At 37.9% G+C, this 19258-nt stretch carries 16 protein-coding genes; 14 read left to right on the top strand and 2 right to left on the bottom strand.

Features of this window, described 5'->3' with window-relative positions; translation table 11 throughout:
- Positions 1–85: 85 nt before the first annotated feature.
- A complete protein-coding gene (locus tag H9L23_RS16175) occupies positions 86–2332 on the bottom strand; it encodes a sodium-translocating pyrophosphatase (RefSeq protein ID WP_187591377.1) in 2247 nt (748 codons plus the stop codon).
- A gap of 408 nt (positions 2333–2740) precedes the next feature.
- Between H9L23_RS16175 and H9L23_RS16170 the strand changes: the two genes are divergently transcribed.
- The 13 genes from H9L23_RS16170 (at position 2741) to H9L23_RS16110 (ending at position 16010) form a co-directional block, all read left to right on the top strand.
- A complete protein-coding gene (locus H9L23_RS16170; protein ID WP_187591376.1) occupies positions 2741–4183 on the top strand; it encodes an APC family permease in 1443 nt (480 codons plus the stop codon).
- 803 nt (positions 4184–4986) lie between these two features.
- On the top strand, positions 4987–6654 hold the full coding sequence (locus H9L23_RS16165) for an endonuclease/exonuclease/phosphatase family protein (RefSeq protein WP_187591375.1): 1668 nt from the start codon (positions 4987–4989) through the stop codon (positions 6652–6654).
- 673 nt (positions 6655–7327) lie between these two features.
- On the top strand, positions 7328–7723 hold the full coding sequence (tssD, locus tag H9L23_RS16160; RefSeq protein WP_025141870.1) for a type VI secretion system tube protein TssD: 396 nt from the start codon (positions 7328–7330) through the stop codon (positions 7721–7723).
- Between the two features lie 135 nt (positions 7724–7858).
- Positions 7859–8254, top strand: coding sequence for a type VI secretion system tube protein TssD (tssD, locus tag H9L23_RS16155; protein ID WP_025145659.1), 396 nt, complete (start codon positions 7859–7861; stop codon positions 8252–8254).
- A gap of 202 nt (positions 8255–8456) precedes the next feature.
- Positions 8457–9032 (top strand): hypothetical protein, encoded by a 576-nt coding sequence (locus H9L23_RS16150; RefSeq protein WP_187591374.1) that lies wholly within the window; start codon positions 8457–8459, stop codon positions 9030–9032.
- A gap of 212 nt (positions 9033–9244) precedes the next feature.
- Positions 9245–9754 carry a hypothetical protein gene (locus H9L23_RS16145; RefSeq protein ID WP_187591373.1) on the top strand — a complete coding sequence of 170 codons (510 nt, stop codon included), beginning with the start codon at positions 9245–9247 and terminating at the stop codon, positions 9752–9754.
- A gap of 35 nt (positions 9755–9789) precedes the next feature.
- Positions 9790–11595, top strand: a complete 1806-nt coding sequence (locus H9L23_RS16140; protein WP_187591372.1) for a type VI secretion system Vgr family protein — start codon at positions 9790–9792, stop codon at positions 11593–11595.
- A 3-nt stretch (positions 11596–11598) separates the two neighbouring features.
- Positions 11599–12537 carry a hypothetical protein gene (locus H9L23_RS16135; protein ID WP_187591371.1) on the top strand — a complete coding sequence of 313 codons (939 nt, stop codon included), beginning with the start codon at positions 11599–11601 and terminating at the stop codon, positions 12535–12537.
- Complete coding sequence (locus tag H9L23_RS16130; RefSeq protein ID WP_187591370.1) at positions 12534–13664, top strand: DUF4280 domain-containing protein; 1131 nt, start codon at positions 12534–12536, stop codon at positions 13662–13664. The genes H9L23_RS16135 and H9L23_RS16130 overlap by 4 nt, the downstream gene beginning before the upstream one ends.
- Positions 13664–14248 carry a hypothetical protein gene (locus tag H9L23_RS16125; protein WP_187591369.1) on the top strand — a complete coding sequence of 195 codons (585 nt, stop codon included), beginning with the start codon at positions 13664–13666 and terminating at the stop codon, positions 14246–14248. Before H9L23_RS16130 ends, H9L23_RS16125 begins: the two co-directional genes overlap by 1 nt.
- Positions 14241–14810, top strand: a complete 570-nt coding sequence (locus H9L23_RS16120; RefSeq protein ID WP_187591368.1) for a hypothetical protein — start codon at positions 14241–14243, stop codon at positions 14808–14810. The genes H9L23_RS16125 and H9L23_RS16120 overlap by 8 nt, the downstream gene beginning before the upstream one ends.
- 72 nt (positions 14811–14882) lie before the next feature.
- Positions 14883–15497 (top strand): hypothetical protein, encoded by a 615-nt coding sequence (locus tag H9L23_RS16115; RefSeq protein WP_187591367.1) that lies wholly within the window; start codon positions 14883–14885, stop codon positions 15495–15497.
- Positions 15498–15662: 165 nt separating this feature from the next.
- Positions 15663–16010, top strand: a complete 348-nt coding sequence (locus H9L23_RS16110) for a hypothetical protein (protein WP_187591366.1) — start codon at positions 15663–15665, stop codon at positions 16008–16010.
- A 364-nt stretch (positions 16011–16374) separates the two neighbouring features.
- On the opposite strand, the gene H9L23_RS16105 is transcribed toward H9L23_RS16110, so the two are convergent.
- A complete protein-coding gene (locus tag H9L23_RS16105) occupies positions 16375–17586 on the bottom strand; it encodes a M57 family metalloprotease (RefSeq protein ID WP_187591365.1) in 1212 nt (403 codons plus the stop codon).
- A 625-nt stretch (positions 17587–18211) separates the two neighbouring features.
- Between H9L23_RS16105 and H9L23_RS16100 the strand changes: the two genes are divergently transcribed.
- Positions 18212–19159, top strand: coding sequence for a TIGR01212 family radical SAM protein (locus H9L23_RS16100; RefSeq protein WP_187591364.1), 948 nt, complete (start codon positions 18212–18214; stop codon positions 19157–19159).
- Positions 19160–19258: the final 99 nt, after the last annotated feature.

Genomic DNA, 19258 nt, shown 5'->3' with positions numbered 1-19258 from the left:
CCAAACGTAATTAAAAATTACGGAAAATTAAAAGGGATTTTGGTTAAAAATCCCTTTAGCTGTTATTTTATCAATGTTTTTACAACTAACGGCTTAAAGTATCGGTTGTATTTATTAAAGTATCTGTTTTTATGTTGCCCGAAGCATCGGTTTTTTGTTCAATTCTGATTTCTTTCCGAACTTCTTGTTTGTGTTCGCCCGCAATTGCCTTAACTGCGATGTAAGGAGCAATAACCAGTGAAACAATAGACATTAATTTAATCAAAATGTTCATCGAAGGGCCCGAAGTATCTTTAAAAGGATCGCCAACGGTATCTCCGGTCACAGAAGCCTTGTGTGGTTCTGATTTTTTGTAGTGCATTTCTCCGTTAATCATTACACCTTGTTCGAAAGATTTTTTGGCATTGTCCCATGCGCCACCGGCATTACTTTGGAAAATCCCCATCAAAACACCAGTAACGGTTACTCCTGCCAATAAACCACCCAAAACTTCAGGTCCAAAGGTAAAACCTACAATAATTGGCGTGATTAGGGCGATTGCTCCCGGCATCATCATTTCGCGGATAGATGCTTTGGTAGAAATGGCCACACATTTTTCGTATTCAGGTTTTGCTTTATATTCCATTATGCCGGGGATTTCCCTAAACTGGCGGCGAACTTCCTGCACCATATCCATTGCAGCTTTACCCACTGCCTGGATACAAAGCGCTGAAAAGATAAAGGGGATCATTCCACCTACAAATAAACCTGCTAAAACTGGTGCTTTGTAAATATCAATAGCCGTAATGCCTGCTATGCCTACAAAAGCTGCAAATAAAGCCAAAGAGGTTAAAGCGGCTGATGCGATAGCAAAACCCTTACCTGTAGCAGCAGTGGTGTTACCAACAGCATCTAAATTGTCAGTACGTTCGCGAACTTCAGGAGGCAGTTGACTCATTTCGGCAATACCACCCGCATTATCTGCAATTGGTCCAAAAGCATCGATCGCCAATTGCATCGCTGTAGTAGCCATCATGCCTGCTGCAGCAATAGCCACACCGTATAAACCCGCAAAGTGGTAAGAGGCCATAATGCCCCCGGCCAGAACTAAAATCGGGATAACGGTCGATTTCATACCAACAGCTAAACCAGCAATAATATTGGTGGCATGCCCGGTTGAGGATTGCTGGATAATAGAATTTACAGGTCCTTTGCCCATTGCAGTAAAATATTCAGTAACAATGCTCATAATGGTACCCACTACTAAGCCTACAATGATGGCGTAAAACACGTTGATGCTGGAGAACTCATAACCGCGAAGGTTAAGTGTTTCTGGTAACATCCATTTCACAATGAAAAATGAAGCTACCGCTGTAATCAAGATGGATGACCAGTTACCCAGGTTCAAGGCATTCTGAACGTTCGATTTTTCATCTTTAATGGTTACGAACCAGGTTCCAATAATGGAAAATATAATGCCCAATCCGCAGATTACCATGGGAAGAAGGATAGGAGACATGCCTCCGAATTTATCTGTTACGGTAATTTCTTGTCCCAAAACCATTGTAGCCAATATAGTTGCCACATAAGAACCGAATAAATCGGCGCCCATACCGGCAACATCACCCACGTTATCGCCTACGTTATCGGCAATCGTTGCAGGATTACGTACATCATCTTCCGGAATTCCGGCTTCTACTTTACCCACTAAATCAGCACCAACATCGGCCGCCTTGGTGTATATACCTCCGCCAACACGTGCAAACAGCGCAATTGATTCTGCCCCTAAAGAGAATCCTGTTAAAACCTCGATAGCGGTTCTCATTTCTACGCTATTGGCATTGGTTACATGGAAAATCTGTAAAAACACGATAAATAATCCGCCTAAACCTAAAACGGCAAGTCCGGCAACACCCAAACCCATTACCGTACCACCGGTAAATGAAACTTTTAAAGCTTGTTTTAAACTTGTTCTGGCGGCCTGTGTGGTTCTTACATTGGCTTTAGTGGCCGATTTCATACCGATATAGCCTGCAGTTGCAGAAAATACTGCTCCAATAATAAAAGATATGGAAATAATCCAGCTCGAATGCATCGGAACACCTTTAATTTCGGTAATTGTTCCGGAGTATGCCAATAAAGCTGCTGTAAAAACAGCAAAAATGCTCAATACCCTCCATTCGGCTTTCAAAAAGGCCATTGCACCATCGGCAATATAGCCCGCAAGCTCCTGCATATTTTTATCGCCGGCATCTTGCTTATTTACCCAGGCGCTTTTAATCATCATAACTATAATCCCAACAAGGCCCAAAGCCGGGATACAGTAAATTAAATTGTTTTGTAAAAAATCCATAGTTAATAATTGGTTTTATATTTGGTTAGTTGTTTATTTAGTTCAATGGTTCATTAGTCATTAGTTCAATGGTCATTGCTGATTGGTATTTGTAATAGGGTTAACTGGTTAATTGTTTAAATCGGTTAATCGGCTCCAAACGCCCAACGCTAAACTCCAAACTGCTTAATCGGTTAATCGACGCTAGTCGCCAAACGCCTCGCGCTAAGGTCTCTGCTCCAAACGCTCAACTCCAAGCTCCAAGCTCCAAACTCTTAAACCTTCCCCAGCAACACTCTAGCAAGATAACAAAATATTTTTGTGGTTAAAATTTTACAGCACCTGCGAATAAAATTTTGTCATCATAAAATAATATCCTACAATTTCTTTTTTTTAAATAAATTAGCCCAAAACTAAACTAAACTTAAAATGGAAATTCAAAAGGAAGGTGGGCCTTCTAAGAGAAAATTAAGCCTTTTTGATGCTACGATGCTGGTAATGGGCTCAATGATCGGAAGTGGTATCTTTATCGTTAGTGCCGATATCATGCGGAATTTAGGTTCTGGTTACTGGTTAATCGTAGTTTGGGTAATTACCGGGGTAATGACGGTTGCAGCCGCAATTTCTTATGGAGAACTTTCTTCCATGTTTCCTAAAGCAGGTGGACAATACACTTACCTGAAAGAGATCTTTGGTAAAATGATGGGATTTCTTTATGGCTGGGGACTGTTTACCGTAATTCAAACGGGTACTATTGCTGCTGTTGCTGTTGCTTTTGGAAAGTTTACTGCCTATTTAATACCTGCTTTAAATGATGCCGCCCCAATTTTTCAAAGTGGTGGTTATAAAATTACCTGGATACAAATTTTGGCTATCGGCGTGATCCTGCTCCTTACCTATATTAATACAAAAGGTGTTGAGAGTGGTAAAATTTTACAGAATATCTTTACGGGATCTAAAATTGTTGCTTTAATAGGCCTGATTATTCTGGGCTTTCTTTTGGTGAAAAACAATTTTTGGAGCGACAATATGGGGCTTGGCTGGAAAGCTTTTAACAACCTTAAAACAGATTTTAGTGGAAATTTACTTAAATCCGGATGGGAACCTATTTCTGGAGTGGCGGTGATGGGCGGCATTGCTGCTGCAATGGTAGGATCGGTATTTTCGAGTGTAGCCTGGGAAAACGTAACCTTCGTTTCCGGAGAGATCGAAAATCCTAGAAAAAATGTAGTACGTTCGATGGTTTTAGGTACCACAGCAGTAATGATCCTTTATTTATTGGTCAATTTTGTTTACCTAAATACTTTAAATAGAGATAGTATTGCTTTCGCCTTAAATGATCGGGTAGCTGTAGTAGCTTCCGAGCAGATTTTTGGAAGTGGGATAGGAACCATTGTAATTGCCGTATTGGTGATGATTTCTACTTTTGGTTGTGTTAACGGAATTGTATTGGCAGGTGCAAGGGTTTTTCAGAGCATGGCAGAAGATGGGATGTTTTTTAAAGCAGCGCTTAAAAACAATAAAAACGGAGTTCCAGAAAAATCACTTTGGATGCAGGGCATCTGGGCCTCTGCCTTATGTTTAAGTGGGCAGTATGGGAATCTTTTAGATATGATCTCTTTTGTTATTGTGCTCTTTTATATGATAACTGTTTTTGGCGTTATTTACTTAAGGATAAAACAGCCAGGTTTAGAAAGACCTTACAAAACCTGGTTATATCCAATTACCCCAATTATTTACTTATTAATAGGAGCGGCATTTTGCATTTTGCTATTAATATATAAGCAACAATATACCTGGCCCGGACTTGTAATTGTTTTACTGGGACTTCCGGTCTACTTTTTTATTAATAAAAAAGAGCAGCAGCCCTAAGTGGCTTAAGTTTAAAATCAAACCTTGCAAGTTCTCAAAACCTGCAAGGTTTTTTTATGGGCATAGGTCTCAAATCTCATGTCTAACCTTCTCAAATATCTTTTTTACATTTTGGAAATCAGGGTTCTGCGTCAATCGGTTCCGGAAGCCCCTCTGTGCGCTTTATCCCGATGAAAAATCGGGACCGCTGCCATCGGGTTTAGTTTACTCAGGTTTGTGCACGGAACGTATCACGCTAAACCCGACATGGCGGATACCGGCCCCGCGCTTAAGGCCTGCAGGCGTATGAGCATGTGGCGGTACTAAAATTGCAATAGAACACAGGCTTTGCTTTTCGAAAAAAGAAAATGGTGTTTTAAAACATAATGTTCTGTCTGGATTATTTCCCCTAAACCCTAAATGTTCGCGCAATCTCAAATATCATGTCTAACCTTCTCAAATCTCGTTTTTACATTTTGGAAATCAGGGTATGGTGTCAATCGGTTCCGGAAGCCCCTCTGTGCGCTTTATCCCGATGAAAAATCGGGACCGCTGCCATCGGGTTTAGTTTACTCAGGTTTGTGCACCGAACGTATCAAGCTAAACCCGACATGGCGGATACCGACCCCGCGCTTAAGGCCTGCAGGCGTATGAGCATGTGGCGGGACTGACATTAAAATGGAACACAGGCCTTGATTTTCTGAAAATAAAATGGCTTTATTAAAATGGGTTCATTTTCAGCTAGTTGCTGAGGTTTTACTTTTCGCTTTGCTGTTAGGTTGTAAATGCGTAAATTCAAATATCTAAGCTATATATAACCAAATATGAAAACAAACAAATTTTTATGGCTCTGCTGTGCATTGAGCTTATTCGCCTGTTCTAAAGGAACATTAATCGAATCCAAAACTGTAGCGGGTACGGTAAATCAAAAAATAGAATCCACTAAAGCAATAAATGATGTGGCCACTGTTAGAGATCTGAAATTTTTTCAGATCAACGTGTGGCAGGAAGGTACTTCTGTAACTGGCGGTTATGATGCCATTGTAAATGAGGTGGCAAGGGCAGGGGCCGATTTTGTGTTCCTAAGTGAAGTGAGGAATTACAATAATGTAGATTTTACCAATAAGTTGGTACAATCATTAAAAACAAAAGGTTTAACCTATTATACTTTCCGTTCGGATGATTCGGGTATACTTTCTAAATATCCAATTGTAGAAAGTGCAAGTATTTATCCTGTTGGCAATGATCATGGATCGGTTTATAAATTAATAGCACTGGTAGATGGGCAACGGATTGCAGCTTATACAGCGCATTTAGATTATACCAATTATGCCTGCTACCTGCCCAGGGGTTATAGTGGAGTAACCTGGGCCAAGTTGCCAAATGGACCAGAAACAGATGTTTCAAAGGTTTCTCAAATGAACCTTGCTTCGTATAGGGATGAGGCCACCAGGGCTTTTACCGCGGATGCCAATACTGAAAAAAGTAAAGGGGCAATCGTTTTTCTTGGTGGCGATTTCAATGAACCATCAATGTTTGATTGGGTAGCCAGTACAGCAAATTTGTACGACCATAACGGAGTGCTTTACAACTGGGATGCCACAAGTATATTAAATGCTGCGGGGTTTAAAGATTCTTACCGGAGCCTTTATCCCTCTCCGGTTACCCACCCTGGTTTTACCTATCCATCCGATAATCCTGCTAAACCCGTAAGCAGTTTAACGTGGGCACCTGATGCTGATGAAAGAGAACGTATAGATTATATCTTCTTTACGCCTGCATCAAATCTTCGCTTAAAAAGTTCAACCATAGTGGGGCCTGACAAATCTATTGTACGGAACGTGCGCACGGCTGAAAGTACGCAGGATCCTTTTGTTTTACCATTGGGTATTTGGCCAACCGATCATAAAGCATTACTTTCTACATTTGAATTAACTACAGTTTCGTCCGGCAGTTATGAATCTGTTGTTCTAAATAGCGGCAACGTAAGGGTAAGTACTTATCAACCTGGAGATGGCTCAATTGCTGCTTTGTTTGACAATAACACCGCTACATTTTTTACAACTTTTTGGAACAGTTATAATATTACCGTTCCGCAATGGATTGTTATTGATTTAGGAGCTGATAAGGCAAGTAAAGGCATTGGTTTTCAGTATACCACCCGTACAACAAGTAAAACCGATTATATGCCCACCTCCATTACCATTCAGGCAACAAATCAGGCGCCTGGCAGCCATATTTGGGCTAAAGAAGGAGATGCCTACACAGATGCTGATAGAGCATGGACAGACATAGCCAGTTTTTCTGGCACCCAGTACTGTCCTTTAGCTACAAATGCTACTTCGCCTAAATTGCAGGCAACTGCAACCTCGGCCTACCGGTATTGGCGCTTTTTTGTAAAACAGGCAAAGCAAAATCCAACTTACGAAGCTTCGTATCCTAATGCTTTTTGTTTTCAACTTTCCGAATTAAAAGCAGAACGCTTGAAATAATTATTTGTTAATCAAATTGATAGGCGAATTTTGTTGCTCCTGTTTTTTGTTAGCGATTTTTGATGGGCAGATCTCAGGATCGTGTTTTTGAAAAGTAAGGGTTTATGTTGTTAGGTCCATATACCTAAGGCCTGCAGGCGTATAAACACTTGGCGTGAACTAACATTGCAAATGAAACACAGGCTTTGCTTTTTTAAAATTAAGATGAGGCGGCTTTTTTTTTGGAAATCAGGGTATGTTGTCAATCGGTTCCGGAAGCCCCGCTGTGCGCTTTATCCCGATGAAAAATCGGGACCGCTGCCATCGGGTTTATTTTACTCAGGGCTGTGCAGGGGACGGATGATCTAAACCCTCATATTTTTCAAAAGAAGGTTTTATGTTATAATAATATTGAACACATTGCATAAAAGACGTATCATTTTTTAGTCATAACTTTAAAAAGGTGTATAGATTTATTTTTATAGTAAAAAATTTTATTAACAATTTATTAAACCTATAGGATTAGTTTTAAAGTGTTTTGAGAGCTAATTATGGGGTGATTTTTTTCTATTTGATTGAGCATTACTACTTGTTAATGAATGGTATATAGCACGATTGGCCTGATATTTGGTTTGGCACCAAGAGTAGCCAGACTACTTTAATCAGATTTTTTTAACCTTTAAATTTTAAAACTATGGCTTTCAAAGCTAGATTAAATTTTTCGGGCAAGGAGTACGATGTACTTCATTGTGCCTATGCATTAAACCGTGATGTAGATGCTAAAGGAAGACCCTCTTCCGGAGTTTATGGCGGTACCATCGACATTGAGATCGAATCAACCGAAGACACCTCAATCATCGAGGCGATGGTAAACAACCAGTACAAACCTATTACAGGAACCCTTCTGATCAAAAAATCCGAGGAAGATGCCAAAATGAAAGAAGTAAACTTCGAAGATGGCTACATTGTTAAATATTCCGAAGGGATAAACATTGTTGGCGATCATCCGATGACACTCAAGTTCCAGATTTCAGCCCGCAAGCTTAAATTAGGTAGCGCCGAGCATGTTAACGATTGGCCAAAAGCCTAAAGAGAGCTTGAGGGTAGAAATGTTGAAAGTTTAAGGCAAATAAAACGCCTAACACTTAACGCCATGCGCTAATCGCCATGCTCCTCGCTCCACGCTAACCGCAATTCATTTTTAAAACATTAAAATTTTACTACAATGGCATTTAAAACCCGTTTAAACTTAGGATCAAAAGAATTTGATGTACTACAGTGCAGCTTTTCATTAAATAGAGATGTTGACGCCAAAGGCCGTCCATCATCAGGTGTTTATGGTGGTACCATCCACATCGAAATCGAATCAACTGAAGATACTTCAGTAATCGAATCAATGGTTAACAACCAGTACAAGCCTCTTTCAGGAACATTGGTTTTCAAAAAAGGCGAAGAGGATTCAAAAATGAAAGAACTGTCTTTCGAAGATGGTTACATCATCCAGTATAACGAAGGTATTGCAGTAAACGATAATACCCCAATGACATTAAGTTTTGTAGTATCGGCCCGTAAGCTAAAGCTCGGCAATGCAGAACACGAAAACGATTGGCCAAAAGCTTAATCATTATTTAAAGGACGAACGTTAGATCAATTCTACACGTTCGTCTATTACAGCTTCAAATCTCCCATAAAGTATAATTTAATGTTCCTTTTTACTCAAAAAGGCAATTGATTTGGGTTATGATAAAAACTCACTATAGTGTAGTCAGGTAAGTTGGAGCATAAAATGGTAAGAGAGATGTTTTAGGTTAATTTTTTATTACATGGAAAAGATGCGTTTACCTTCTTGTTTTAAGCTGTTGCCTGCCATTTTTGGTGCATTAATATTGATCTGTTGTTTAAGCTGTAATGAAGATCGTACAAAAAATAAAAATGTTCGCCCGGCAGATAAAAAGAGTGAAAATGTTACCCGGTTATTCCTTAATTATACAGATTCGGTAACTAAGTTCCCTTTGTCAAAGCTGAATGAGGCCGGCATAATATCATTAAACAGGAAATTTGCAGGCAAACTGCCGCTGGCCATTTATAATGGTGAACAATATCATGATGATCAGAACATTATCATACAGCCTTATAAAAATAACGGTACAGAAAGTACGGTAAAAGCAGGAGTAATATTACTGGTGCCAAAATTTCTTACAGATTCTTTGCTTATTGGTGATTTTACCCGCCATTTCGGAAATATTGAGGAAGAAAAGCAAACGATAGGCACAACAGAGCAGCCATTACCTGTAAAGATAAACGTTGATGCCAATACCGCTATAAAATTAACTTTTAATCCTGGTGAAAAGTTAGAACTCGCCCATGTAATTATGGTTGAGGTTTTAAAGTATAAATAATAATTAATGAATACGCTCGTAAAAATTAAAGAATATGATGCACATGGCGGACCTTCGAACGAAAAAATGGGGGCGATGGTCATGCGCAAACCTCCACAACTACCGGCAGGTTTGTAATTAAAAGTATCGAAAAGCATGTAAGTTATGGTCGTTATGCTATATGGTCGGGTATTGCATGGGGAACCGAAGTAAAAATAAGCGGAAATATTGTGATGATTAAACAGCTGGGAAGCTGGAAAAAATTAACAGATGTAAATGCGCAGTGGGGAGCTTATAAAAACGATCAGAAAAAAGTTACCGATGCCGTACTTAACTATCAGCGTAACCTCTATCCTAATTCTCCTATACCAACTAAATGGCTGTTTAACGATTTTGGACATGTTTCAGTTAAATATTTCAAAGACCTGAACAACGATCGGAAAATGAATGGAAAGGAGCAGGTAATGGGTGATTTTATCCATACCACACCTCCCGACGAAGCTGCAACTGCAAGTGGAAGGATTTTCCAGTTGGCAGAATCGCATGGTTGCATCCATGTACGGCCCGGCGATATCGATACCATGATTGGCAACGGCTACCTTAAAAAAGGCAATACCATAGAAGTGCATCCCTATACTAAAAAAGCTATAGATGCCTCACACAAACGAAATGCAGCAGGTATGCCATTTGAGGTGCATTTTTATCCGGGACTCTATAAAATTGCCATTTATAAAACTATGTAGCTTAAAACGCTACTGCTACAATTAACGAATACATTATGGAAAATAAACTTCTCGTAGAAATCAGTATAGAAGATACAGCAATTGCACACTTTGCATCTTTTAATCTGCTACAGGCTTTTAACCAGCACCATTATTTCGAGTTGCACTTTAACCACGATCAGTTGGGTGCTCCCGGTTTGATCAATTTGGATGACAGTCGCGATTTTGTGGGCAAAACCCTAACCGCTTCTTTTGGTCATTCTCCAGAAAACCTGCAGCATTTTGCCGGTCTGGTTACAAAAGTAGAACTCTCACAAAGTCATGGTTACCATGGCGTACTTATTGTAAGTGGATATAGTCCTACTATTTTAATAGACCGAGGACCAGATTTAGGATCATATTTAGATAAAGATCTGGATACGATTGTCAAGCTGGCTACAAAAGATACCCCGGTTAACGACCTGACTATTGTAACCAATGCTTCCAGAAAAGCGGCAATCGATTACCTCATTCAATATAGAGAAAGCGATTTCGCATTCCTTAACCGCTTATCGGGCGAATACCACGAATGGTTTTATTATGATGGCAAACAGCTTAATTTCGGCAAGCCAGACGAACAGAAAGAAATAGCACTTTTTTATGGTCGTGATGTACATAACCTGCAGTATGCCATGGAAGTTTCGCCCATAAAATATAAGCGTTTTGCCTACAATCCTAAACAGGATGAAATGCTGCACAGCGAAAGTACTGGCAAAGCAGATGGAAACCCCGATCTGGCACATGCCATTAAGGCTTCAAATACCATGTACAGCAAAACCTTTAATCAACCTTCATTAATCAGGGTTGATAATGGCAGTGACATTAAAAGCCATGTAGAAAATGAGGAAAAAGCACATATCAGCGAACTCTTAAAAATAAATGCAGGTGGCGATAATGCCACACTCAGCATTGGCAGCATTGCCGAAATCACCATGAGTGTAAGAAAGGAACTTGCTTTTGCAACCGAAAGCCTCGGTAAATTTCTGATTACCAATATCAATCATCAGATAGATGGAACTGGCAAGTACAGCAATACTTTCGAAGGCTTAGTGGCTACTACCGAGCGTATTATGGTTAAAAATTACGAGAAACCACATTCTGATATGCAGCTGGCCGATGTAATTGATAATGATGATCCACAGGGGCAAGGTAGGATTAAAGTTAAATTTAAATGGGAATGCCAAACCAACGACCCAACTGAATGGTTAAGGGTTGTGAGCCCCAATGCAGGTAGCGGCGATACCGGAAAAAACAGAGGGTTTCACGTCATTCCCGAAAAGGGCGACCAGGTAGTCATCGCTTTCGAAGAAGGCAACGTGGCCCGGCCAGTGGTAATGGGCAGTGTTTACCATGGCAAAAGTGGCGATAGCAGTGGCTTTAAAAACAGTAATACCAAAGGCTTAACATCAAGAAAGGGAAGCTGTTTAAGCTTCGATGACCTAAACCATGCGCTGAATCTGGGTACCAATGCAGCCAATTTTGTAAAAATAGAAAATGGCCCAGGGTTAATTACCGCAGAATCTGAAGAAACGATCGTAATTAAAACGGGTTTAAGTAGTATTACCATGAAGAAAGACGGAACAATTGATATTATTGGGAAAGTGATCAATATTCAGGGTACAGATGAGATTAATGCGAATGCGGGTAAAATGCCAGGTGCCAAGGTGAATATTGGTACAGTTGGAACAACTGCAGTAAACGTAGGTAGTAAAACTTATAATTTGGAATCGCAGGGAACGATTGTAGTGTGCTCGGATGCCACTATTTCTCAAACTTCAGGAGGTGAACAAAAAATAACAGGTAGTCCAGTTAAAATTAATTAATATATGAGCAGATTTAAATTTTTCGATGAGGATGAGCCTGTCCACGTAGAAAATAAAATTGATACAAAGATTGATAAGGTAATTGATACTGAAAAGACAGAACCCATTCTCTTGAAGTATCGTTGCGAGCAGACTGTTGCGACTAAATTTAATAGTGTGATTACTAACCATGCAACCACAAAGCGCGAGTTTCATGTTAAAAATAAAATTGATAATGGGAATTTGGTTGTAGAGGTTTTGCTTTTTGATAATATTATTCAGATAAATCCTTCTAATCTCTCTGAGGCAATGGACTTGTTTTCATCTCTGGATCTGATTAAATGTAATATAACTGTACAGGTTGATAATGAGACAGGGAAAATAAACAAGATATTGAACTACAATGAAGTGCTAAAAAATTGGGAAAGCTTTAAAAACAATATAAAAGAGAGATATTCTTTTTTGAGATCAAGTAATGCTGAGATTGAACTTCAAAAATTTATTTATTTGGCAGAAGCGCAGTTTAAAGATGAAAAACTTCTCATTGATGATATACAAACGAAGTTATTTTTTGATCTTTTTTTTGATCGGTATTTAGTGAATCTATCAGAAGTTTATAAAGATTATACTTTAAATTACAATTCTCAGCTTTTTGAAGACGTTTCGGTTCCTTTACACGTTTCTTCAGAAATTGTTTTTGAAAAACCTGAGTTTGTCGAAATTAAAAAGCAAAGTAAAATTGACCTTAAAGAAATAGATATTAGCTCTATAAAAAAGCAATACGATCAAAAATTTCAGCCCATTGTTGGATATAAGTTTTCTAGTTATGACTTTCAATACCAGGTAAGGCAAGTTATCAATACAGATTTGTCATTGATTGAAGAGACTGACGTTTTTTTAGCTGAAGAAGTTAAAAATAATGTCGAAGTAGTTGTAGACTATAAATTAAGGAGGATAGAATGAGTTATTCTTATGTACATGAGGGTGCTAACGTTATTTGTACCAATATGACTAATGGTAAACCTCTTCAGATAGGTATCACGAGAGTTTCCACGGTAATATTATCAAGCAAAAAAGCGCCCTTGTTAAATACCGATGATAAAAAAATCAGTGATACTTTTTCATGTAAAGTTGCAGGCAAATTTTGGGGAGGCCTGCAGATTTTAACAGCAGTAATTGCTATAGCTGCGCTTGCCGTTGCAACAGTAGCAACCGGTGGGTTAGCATTGGTAGCAGCAGGGGTAATGCTTGCGGCTGCGGCAACGAGTATTGGTGCTGGGGTAACAGGTTTGTATAAGATAGCGCACGATTGTGATGCTACTTTAGAGGGGAAGTGGATGTTGTCGCATGGAGGGGTCGAAATTGATAAAAAACAAGCTTTACTTAGTCAATCATTGATGAACTGCCCAAAAGGAGGAGTGGTTTCTATTATCATAGATCCGGTCATTGCAATGGCTGCCGCAAAAGAAATTACCAGCAATAACAATGCTGAAATTGCCGCCCACTTTACATCTCAGGCAATAATTGGTGTAATTACTGCTGCTACAGCTTTTACACCTATAGGTTTATTGGTGGCAGCTCCTATTGCGGTTTATGGTTATATTGATGGCGAAAATAGTAAGGAAGAAGCAGCAAAAAAAAATCTTCCGATATGGAGATGGAGTGATGTTGGGGAAAGTGCAAAAACAGAAGGGCTTGTTAATCAACCATTAGGTGTAGGTGGAGCTATGGTTGAAAGTGGAGTAAAATTAACGATTGAGAATAAGGCGATTACTCAAGAAATTGCAGAACATAATTTACAGGCTGCGCTATTAAGGGCAGAAGGGAATGTAGCTGGAGCCGAAGCCGCTGAGCTAACTGCAATGCGTTTATCAAGGATGTATCCGAGTACCAGAACGGCATTTATAGGACCTGAGTTTTGGAAAGGTTTAGCTAAGGGTGTTGCAGGGGCAATAGCAAACTATTTGATTGATAGAGGATCGGATAGTTATGAGCTATCAAAAGCTCAGGCCTCTATGGATGCATACGAAAATGCATACGAAAATGATAGCAATAATAACATTGGTGTAGTAGCATTAAACCCAAAATAATGAATAAACAAATTTCAAATGCGATGGGCTGGGTCATCGGAGTATTAGTTGTATTTCCATGTATACTTTATGGAATAAATTATTTTTTCAAAAATAAGTTTAATGATGGCAAATTGGCTATTTCAAAATATGCATCATCTTGTTATGAGTATAGGTTGTTGATCCCTAGATCCTTAGAGTTAAAAACCGCCAGTTATGCAACTTCATTTTTGGCACCTAAAGAATCAATCTACAATTTAACTTTTAGAGACCCCTCTATGAACAAATTCTTTGTAATTAAGTTTTTCAATTTTCCTATGGATAAGCGACTGGCATTTCGTGCTGTTATGAGAGATAAAATTGCTTTGTTAACGGTGAATAAAGACGATTTAAATAGCCCTAACTATGGAACAAAAGAAAATCCAATTCCTGTTTTTAAGGTACGGGAAAATCTTCCAGATTCGGTTAGTATTAAAAGAGGTGAAGAAAATGGTTGGAATGCTGATATTACCGATAAACAATTTAAATATAATGTAGAGCAGTATTTGACCTACATTATGCCAAAAGAGGAATTTAAAAAGCGGTTTGAAAAAACAAATGAGTAAACAAGCTTTCGGATGGCTCATTGGGGTTTTGATAGTATCTCCACTAATTATTTTTGGTATTAGTTATCTCTTCAAAAAAAAGGAAAATAATTCAAAGAACGCTATTCCACACTATATTGAAAAATGCGTTGAATTTAAAATACGGTTTCCTGATAAATTAGAGTTTCGGGATACTCAATATACAATCTCGTTGATGTCTCCGCCTCAGAGTATTTATAAGATTTTTTTCAAAGACGTATCTGTAGGTAAGTATTTACAAATAACGTTTTTTAATTACCCTGAAGATAAAGGTTTAGCATTTCCTTCTTCTTTGAGAGGTAAAGAGACCTTAATGACTATAAATAAAGATGATTTAAAAAATCCTACCTATGGAACAAAAGAAAATCCAATACCGGTTTTTAGAGTTAGGGAAAATTTGCCAGATTCAATAAATAAGAATCGAGGTGCCCAAGACGGTTGGAATGTTGATATTACTGAAAACCAGTTTATATATAATGTAGAACAATACTTAACCTACATTATGCCAAAGGAGGAATTTCAGAGGCGTTTTGGAAAAAACTAATTGGTTTAGTTAGGTTATAGTGTAATGAATAAGCAGGTTTCGCAGCGAGAAAAGCTATATCTGTATTAGAAGATGAAATATAAAATATTTGCAGCGCTATCCATTATTGTTCCTATTGCTCTGTTTATATTTATTATAAGCAAGAAAGCATCTTTGGAAAAAAATCTTGTACTTAATAAGGGAATTTTAGTTGAATCAAAAAAAATAAGTCGTGGGGCAAGATCCGCTGTAGTATATAAACACAAGGTCAAAGGATATGATAATTATCTTGAAGGTACTTATACGGGTATTGCTGGGCTTTTTATTAATAATAAAATTAAAGAAATTTATGAAAACCCTCCAGCTGAAACCATTTCGAAAGATATTTATTGGTTAAATCCAATTCTAAAGAGCGAACTAGATCGGAAAGCTTATTTTTATACTGTATTTAATGAGCAAAAAAGTACAAATTCATCATCTTATATATATTTACGTTTGGAGTCAGAACCATTCAGTAAATTATCTTATAATGTAGAGGTAATGCAATATGTTCTTCATAAACAGATCGGTCGGCTAATATTATTTTTTATAATGATTTTTAACCTGTTGCTTTTCATTGGAGCCTTTATTAGATATCAAAACAATAAAACTTATATTGTTACTTTTTTTATTGTTCTTATTTATCATTTAATATTAGTTTTTTATTAATTATGGATAATCTTACCGCGTCAATTAAACTCAGGTTGCCTGTTTCTTTAGGTAAGGCACTTCTTATAGGTTTTTCTGATCTTTGGAGGCTATTTAGTTTCTGTGGTTCTCTCGTTTGTTTTTCAAGATTCTATAAATAGCCTCATCGGTATAAACCCTGCAAAAATGTCGATCATTGCTTTGCTTATTATATTATTCATTCCGTGGGGACTTTTTGGTTGGTTATTGATTGTGAAATTTACGGATTATGGGTATCTTAATCTTTATAGAGATCATTTAACAATATTATCGAAAGAAAATCAACTGATTAAGAATTACCTGGCCAGCGATGTTGCATTTATTAAAATCCAGGATGTAGCTTTTCATATTACATTTAAAGATGGTTACCGTTTTAATTGTATTAATTTAGGTATGGAAAAAGGTTATATGGAGAAATTATCTCAATTTAATGGGAAACTGAAATTTTTTATAAACGAAAATAACATTCCCGTTGTTGATGGAAAAATTATCTGATTATTACACTACTAATTATACCTGTTTCTAGGGTAAGGGAAAATCTGCCAGGTTCGGTCAGCAAAAATAGAGGTGAAGAAAATGGTTGGGATATTGCCGATAAACAATTTAAATATAATGTAGAGCAATATTGACCTATATAGTGCCAAAAAAGGATTTTCAGGAACGTTTCGAAAAAAAAATGAACCGGCTAAAATTTAGTTAAGAAATAAACATGCAGATATATATATCCAGAATAATGTAAGGGTGATTCAAAAATTAAGCAAGATTATTAAAATTTAAAGAAAAAACGGCCTGTCAATCTTTTGCTGTTAAGCTGGGGTTGACAGGCCGTAAATGTTACTTTTTCTCCGGGTATTTGTTTTTAGATTGTTGCTTTAACAGCTGTTACCACCTGGGCTACAGTAGTTATTCCCTTGGCATTAGCCGCAGCCGTTACCGTTCCGGTTGAAGTAAGGTAGCTTTTGATCAATGCTATTTGGTTGGCATTACCATATAAACCCAATAATGCAATGCTATCGTATGCGCTAAAAGTAAGATTACTGCTGTTGGCATACGAAATCATGATAGATAGAGGGTCGGTAGCAGTGGTAAAAGTATTGTTGCTATAAGTAGGGGTAAGCGGCGTACCATAAATATGCGTAGCTAAAGAATAATCTGAGCTTGATCCTTCACCTTCGTCAAAATATGCAGCAAATACCTGTGCTTTTAACGAAGCTTTTGATGAAGCCGATTGGCTATTCCAGGTTCCGGTACCATATTGGGCATCAACCAGTTGTTTTGTTAAACTGGTAAGCTGGGCGTCTTGCGCGCTTGCGGTCGGATTTGCACCGCCAGATTTTAATTGTCCATATAATCTGTCTCGATAATCGGTATGTCTCAAACCAATTGCATGACCAAATTCATGGTCCAGTACACTTTGAAGAAATGATACGCTGGCTGTTGCAATACCCGCAGCAGGATTACTGTTTAAAGAAATGTCGCTGCCAGGGTTTCCGCTTGGGTTTACAAACGAACCGTCCTGTCCCAGTGTTACGCCATTTTCGTCGCTTCCTCCAAGATCTTTAAAGGCAACGGTAATCTCAGCTTTACTTGCATCTGTAACCCTTACAAATTTTAACGAAGGCAATTTCAGGTTATTCAGGTCTTTTACCGTATTATCAAAAGCAGTATTCAGATTGCCTGCATTAGCCGAATTGGTTAGGGCCACATTAATGGTTCTAATGCCCGATGTAGCTATTTTATACTGGGTGGCATACTGTTCCTGGTGTGCCGATTGTGAAGTAAAAGCATCAAGATCTTTTCTGCTGAGGCGAATATCACCTTCAACGATGTATCCACCTGCTACTATTTTTGCGCTAATGGGATCAAAACCAAGTGCTCTGATCGTTTTCAGGTCTTTAATCACATTGCTCAATGATACATCTCCCTGAGCAACTGTATTGGGCTGGGGAGCTTCCATTGATTTTTCATTCTTTTTGCATCCGGTGCTGGTCATTACTAATGCCGCGCCCATACTGGCAAGGAAATAAAACAACTTTTTCTTTGATACGTTTTTCATTGATACTTTTTTCATGGTTGTAAATAATTAGTTAGTTAAAATTGATTGATAGGTTTAGACTTGTTAATGAATTGACAGGTTATCTGTCTGAAGTTAAAACCGGAAATTAAGTTCGATTTTACTAAAAGGTATATTAGCGATTAAGTTTTAAAAGATATGAGATCAGAACCAACAATGTGGAATGATGGTGTAATTGATCAGATTGATATTACCGGTTGATTTCGGTTTTTTTGAACTGGCGTTATGGAAATTTCCCATCGTATTGATTTATTTTAGTTAAACAATAAAAAATATTCCGGGATGTGTCAAATATAGAATAACGTAGTAAACGCCTGAAATGGAGTTTGTTAATTTTACACGAAAATCGACTTTATAGCTTTTATATTACATTTAAGCATGATTTTGGATACAAATTTTACACGAAAGCACTATTTATGGGTAATAAATGCTCTTTAGCTTTTTTTGGTTAAAAAAAGAATATCTTCTATTTCAGATTGTTTCTCCTAAACCCTAAACCCTAAACCCTAAACCCTAAACCCTAAACCCTAATTGTACGCCCAATCTCACATCTCATGTCTAATCTCTCAAATCTCACCTCTCCAATCTTACGTCTCAAACAAAAACCGTATTTTTGGAACAAATGGGAACACTAGTAGATTCAGGTATAAAAGGTTATAAAAATTACGGTACACATCTGCGCGAAAAGTATAAAGGGCAGCGTGTATTTAAAGTAATTGTGGATGGTGGTTTTACCTGCCCCAACCGTGATGGCAGCAAAGGTTTTGGCGGATGTACCTATTGCAATGTAGATTCTTTTACGCCAGAGCCTTCTCGTAAAAACCCGAATATTAAAGATCAGCTTGAAGAGGGTATGTTAAGGGCTAAAACCTCTTACAAAGCTGATAAGTACATTGTCTATTTTCAGCCCAATACCAATACCTATGCGCCGGTACATTATTTAAAGATGATGTACGATGAAGCTTTATCGATTAATACGGAAGATATTGTTGGTTTTGCTGTGGGTACACGCCCTGATTGTATAGATGCAGAAAAGGTAGCTTTATTGGAAAGTTATACCGACCGCTTTGATGTAGACCTGGAAATGGGCATGGAATCGATATATGATGAAACCCTCGATCAGATTAACAGGGGGTGTAGTCATGGAGAGTTTGTTGCTGCGGTAGAACTTTTAAAAGATAGTAAGCTCGATCTTTGTGTGCATACTATTTTTGGCTTCCCCTGGGAAACCCGTGAGCAGATGCGAGGCTACATTCATGAAATTAACCGTTTCCCGCAGATTAAATTTGTGAAATTTCACCACTTACATGTGGTTGAAGGATCTATTATGGGGGCTAAATATAAAAAAGAACCTTTTAAACTGTTCTCTTTAGAAGAATATACGGATCTGCTCTGCGAACTGATTCCGCTTTTGCGTCCGGATATCGTAATACAGCGACTTTTTGGGATTTCGGACTGGGATTTACTGATTGCGCCCAATTGGGGGCTTAATAAATCGGCAATTCAGACCTATATGGATAAAGAAATAGAAAAAAGAGGAGTTGTTCAGGGTTCTGAGTATTTTTCATAGAAAAATTAAATTTTATTATAAATTATAGAAAAACTAGTGAAATTTCACTGGTTTTTCTGTTTTTATATATTTTTTTAGGTAATTTATTATAAAATTTAG

The sequence above is a fragment of the Pedobacter roseus genome (assembly GCF_014395225.1).
Lineage (GTDB): Bacteria > Bacteroidota > Bacteroidia > Sphingobacteriales > Sphingobacteriaceae > Pedobacter > Pedobacter roseus.
Note: the sequence above shows the minus strand (reverse complement) of the source record. Positions and strands in the feature narration are given on the sequence as shown.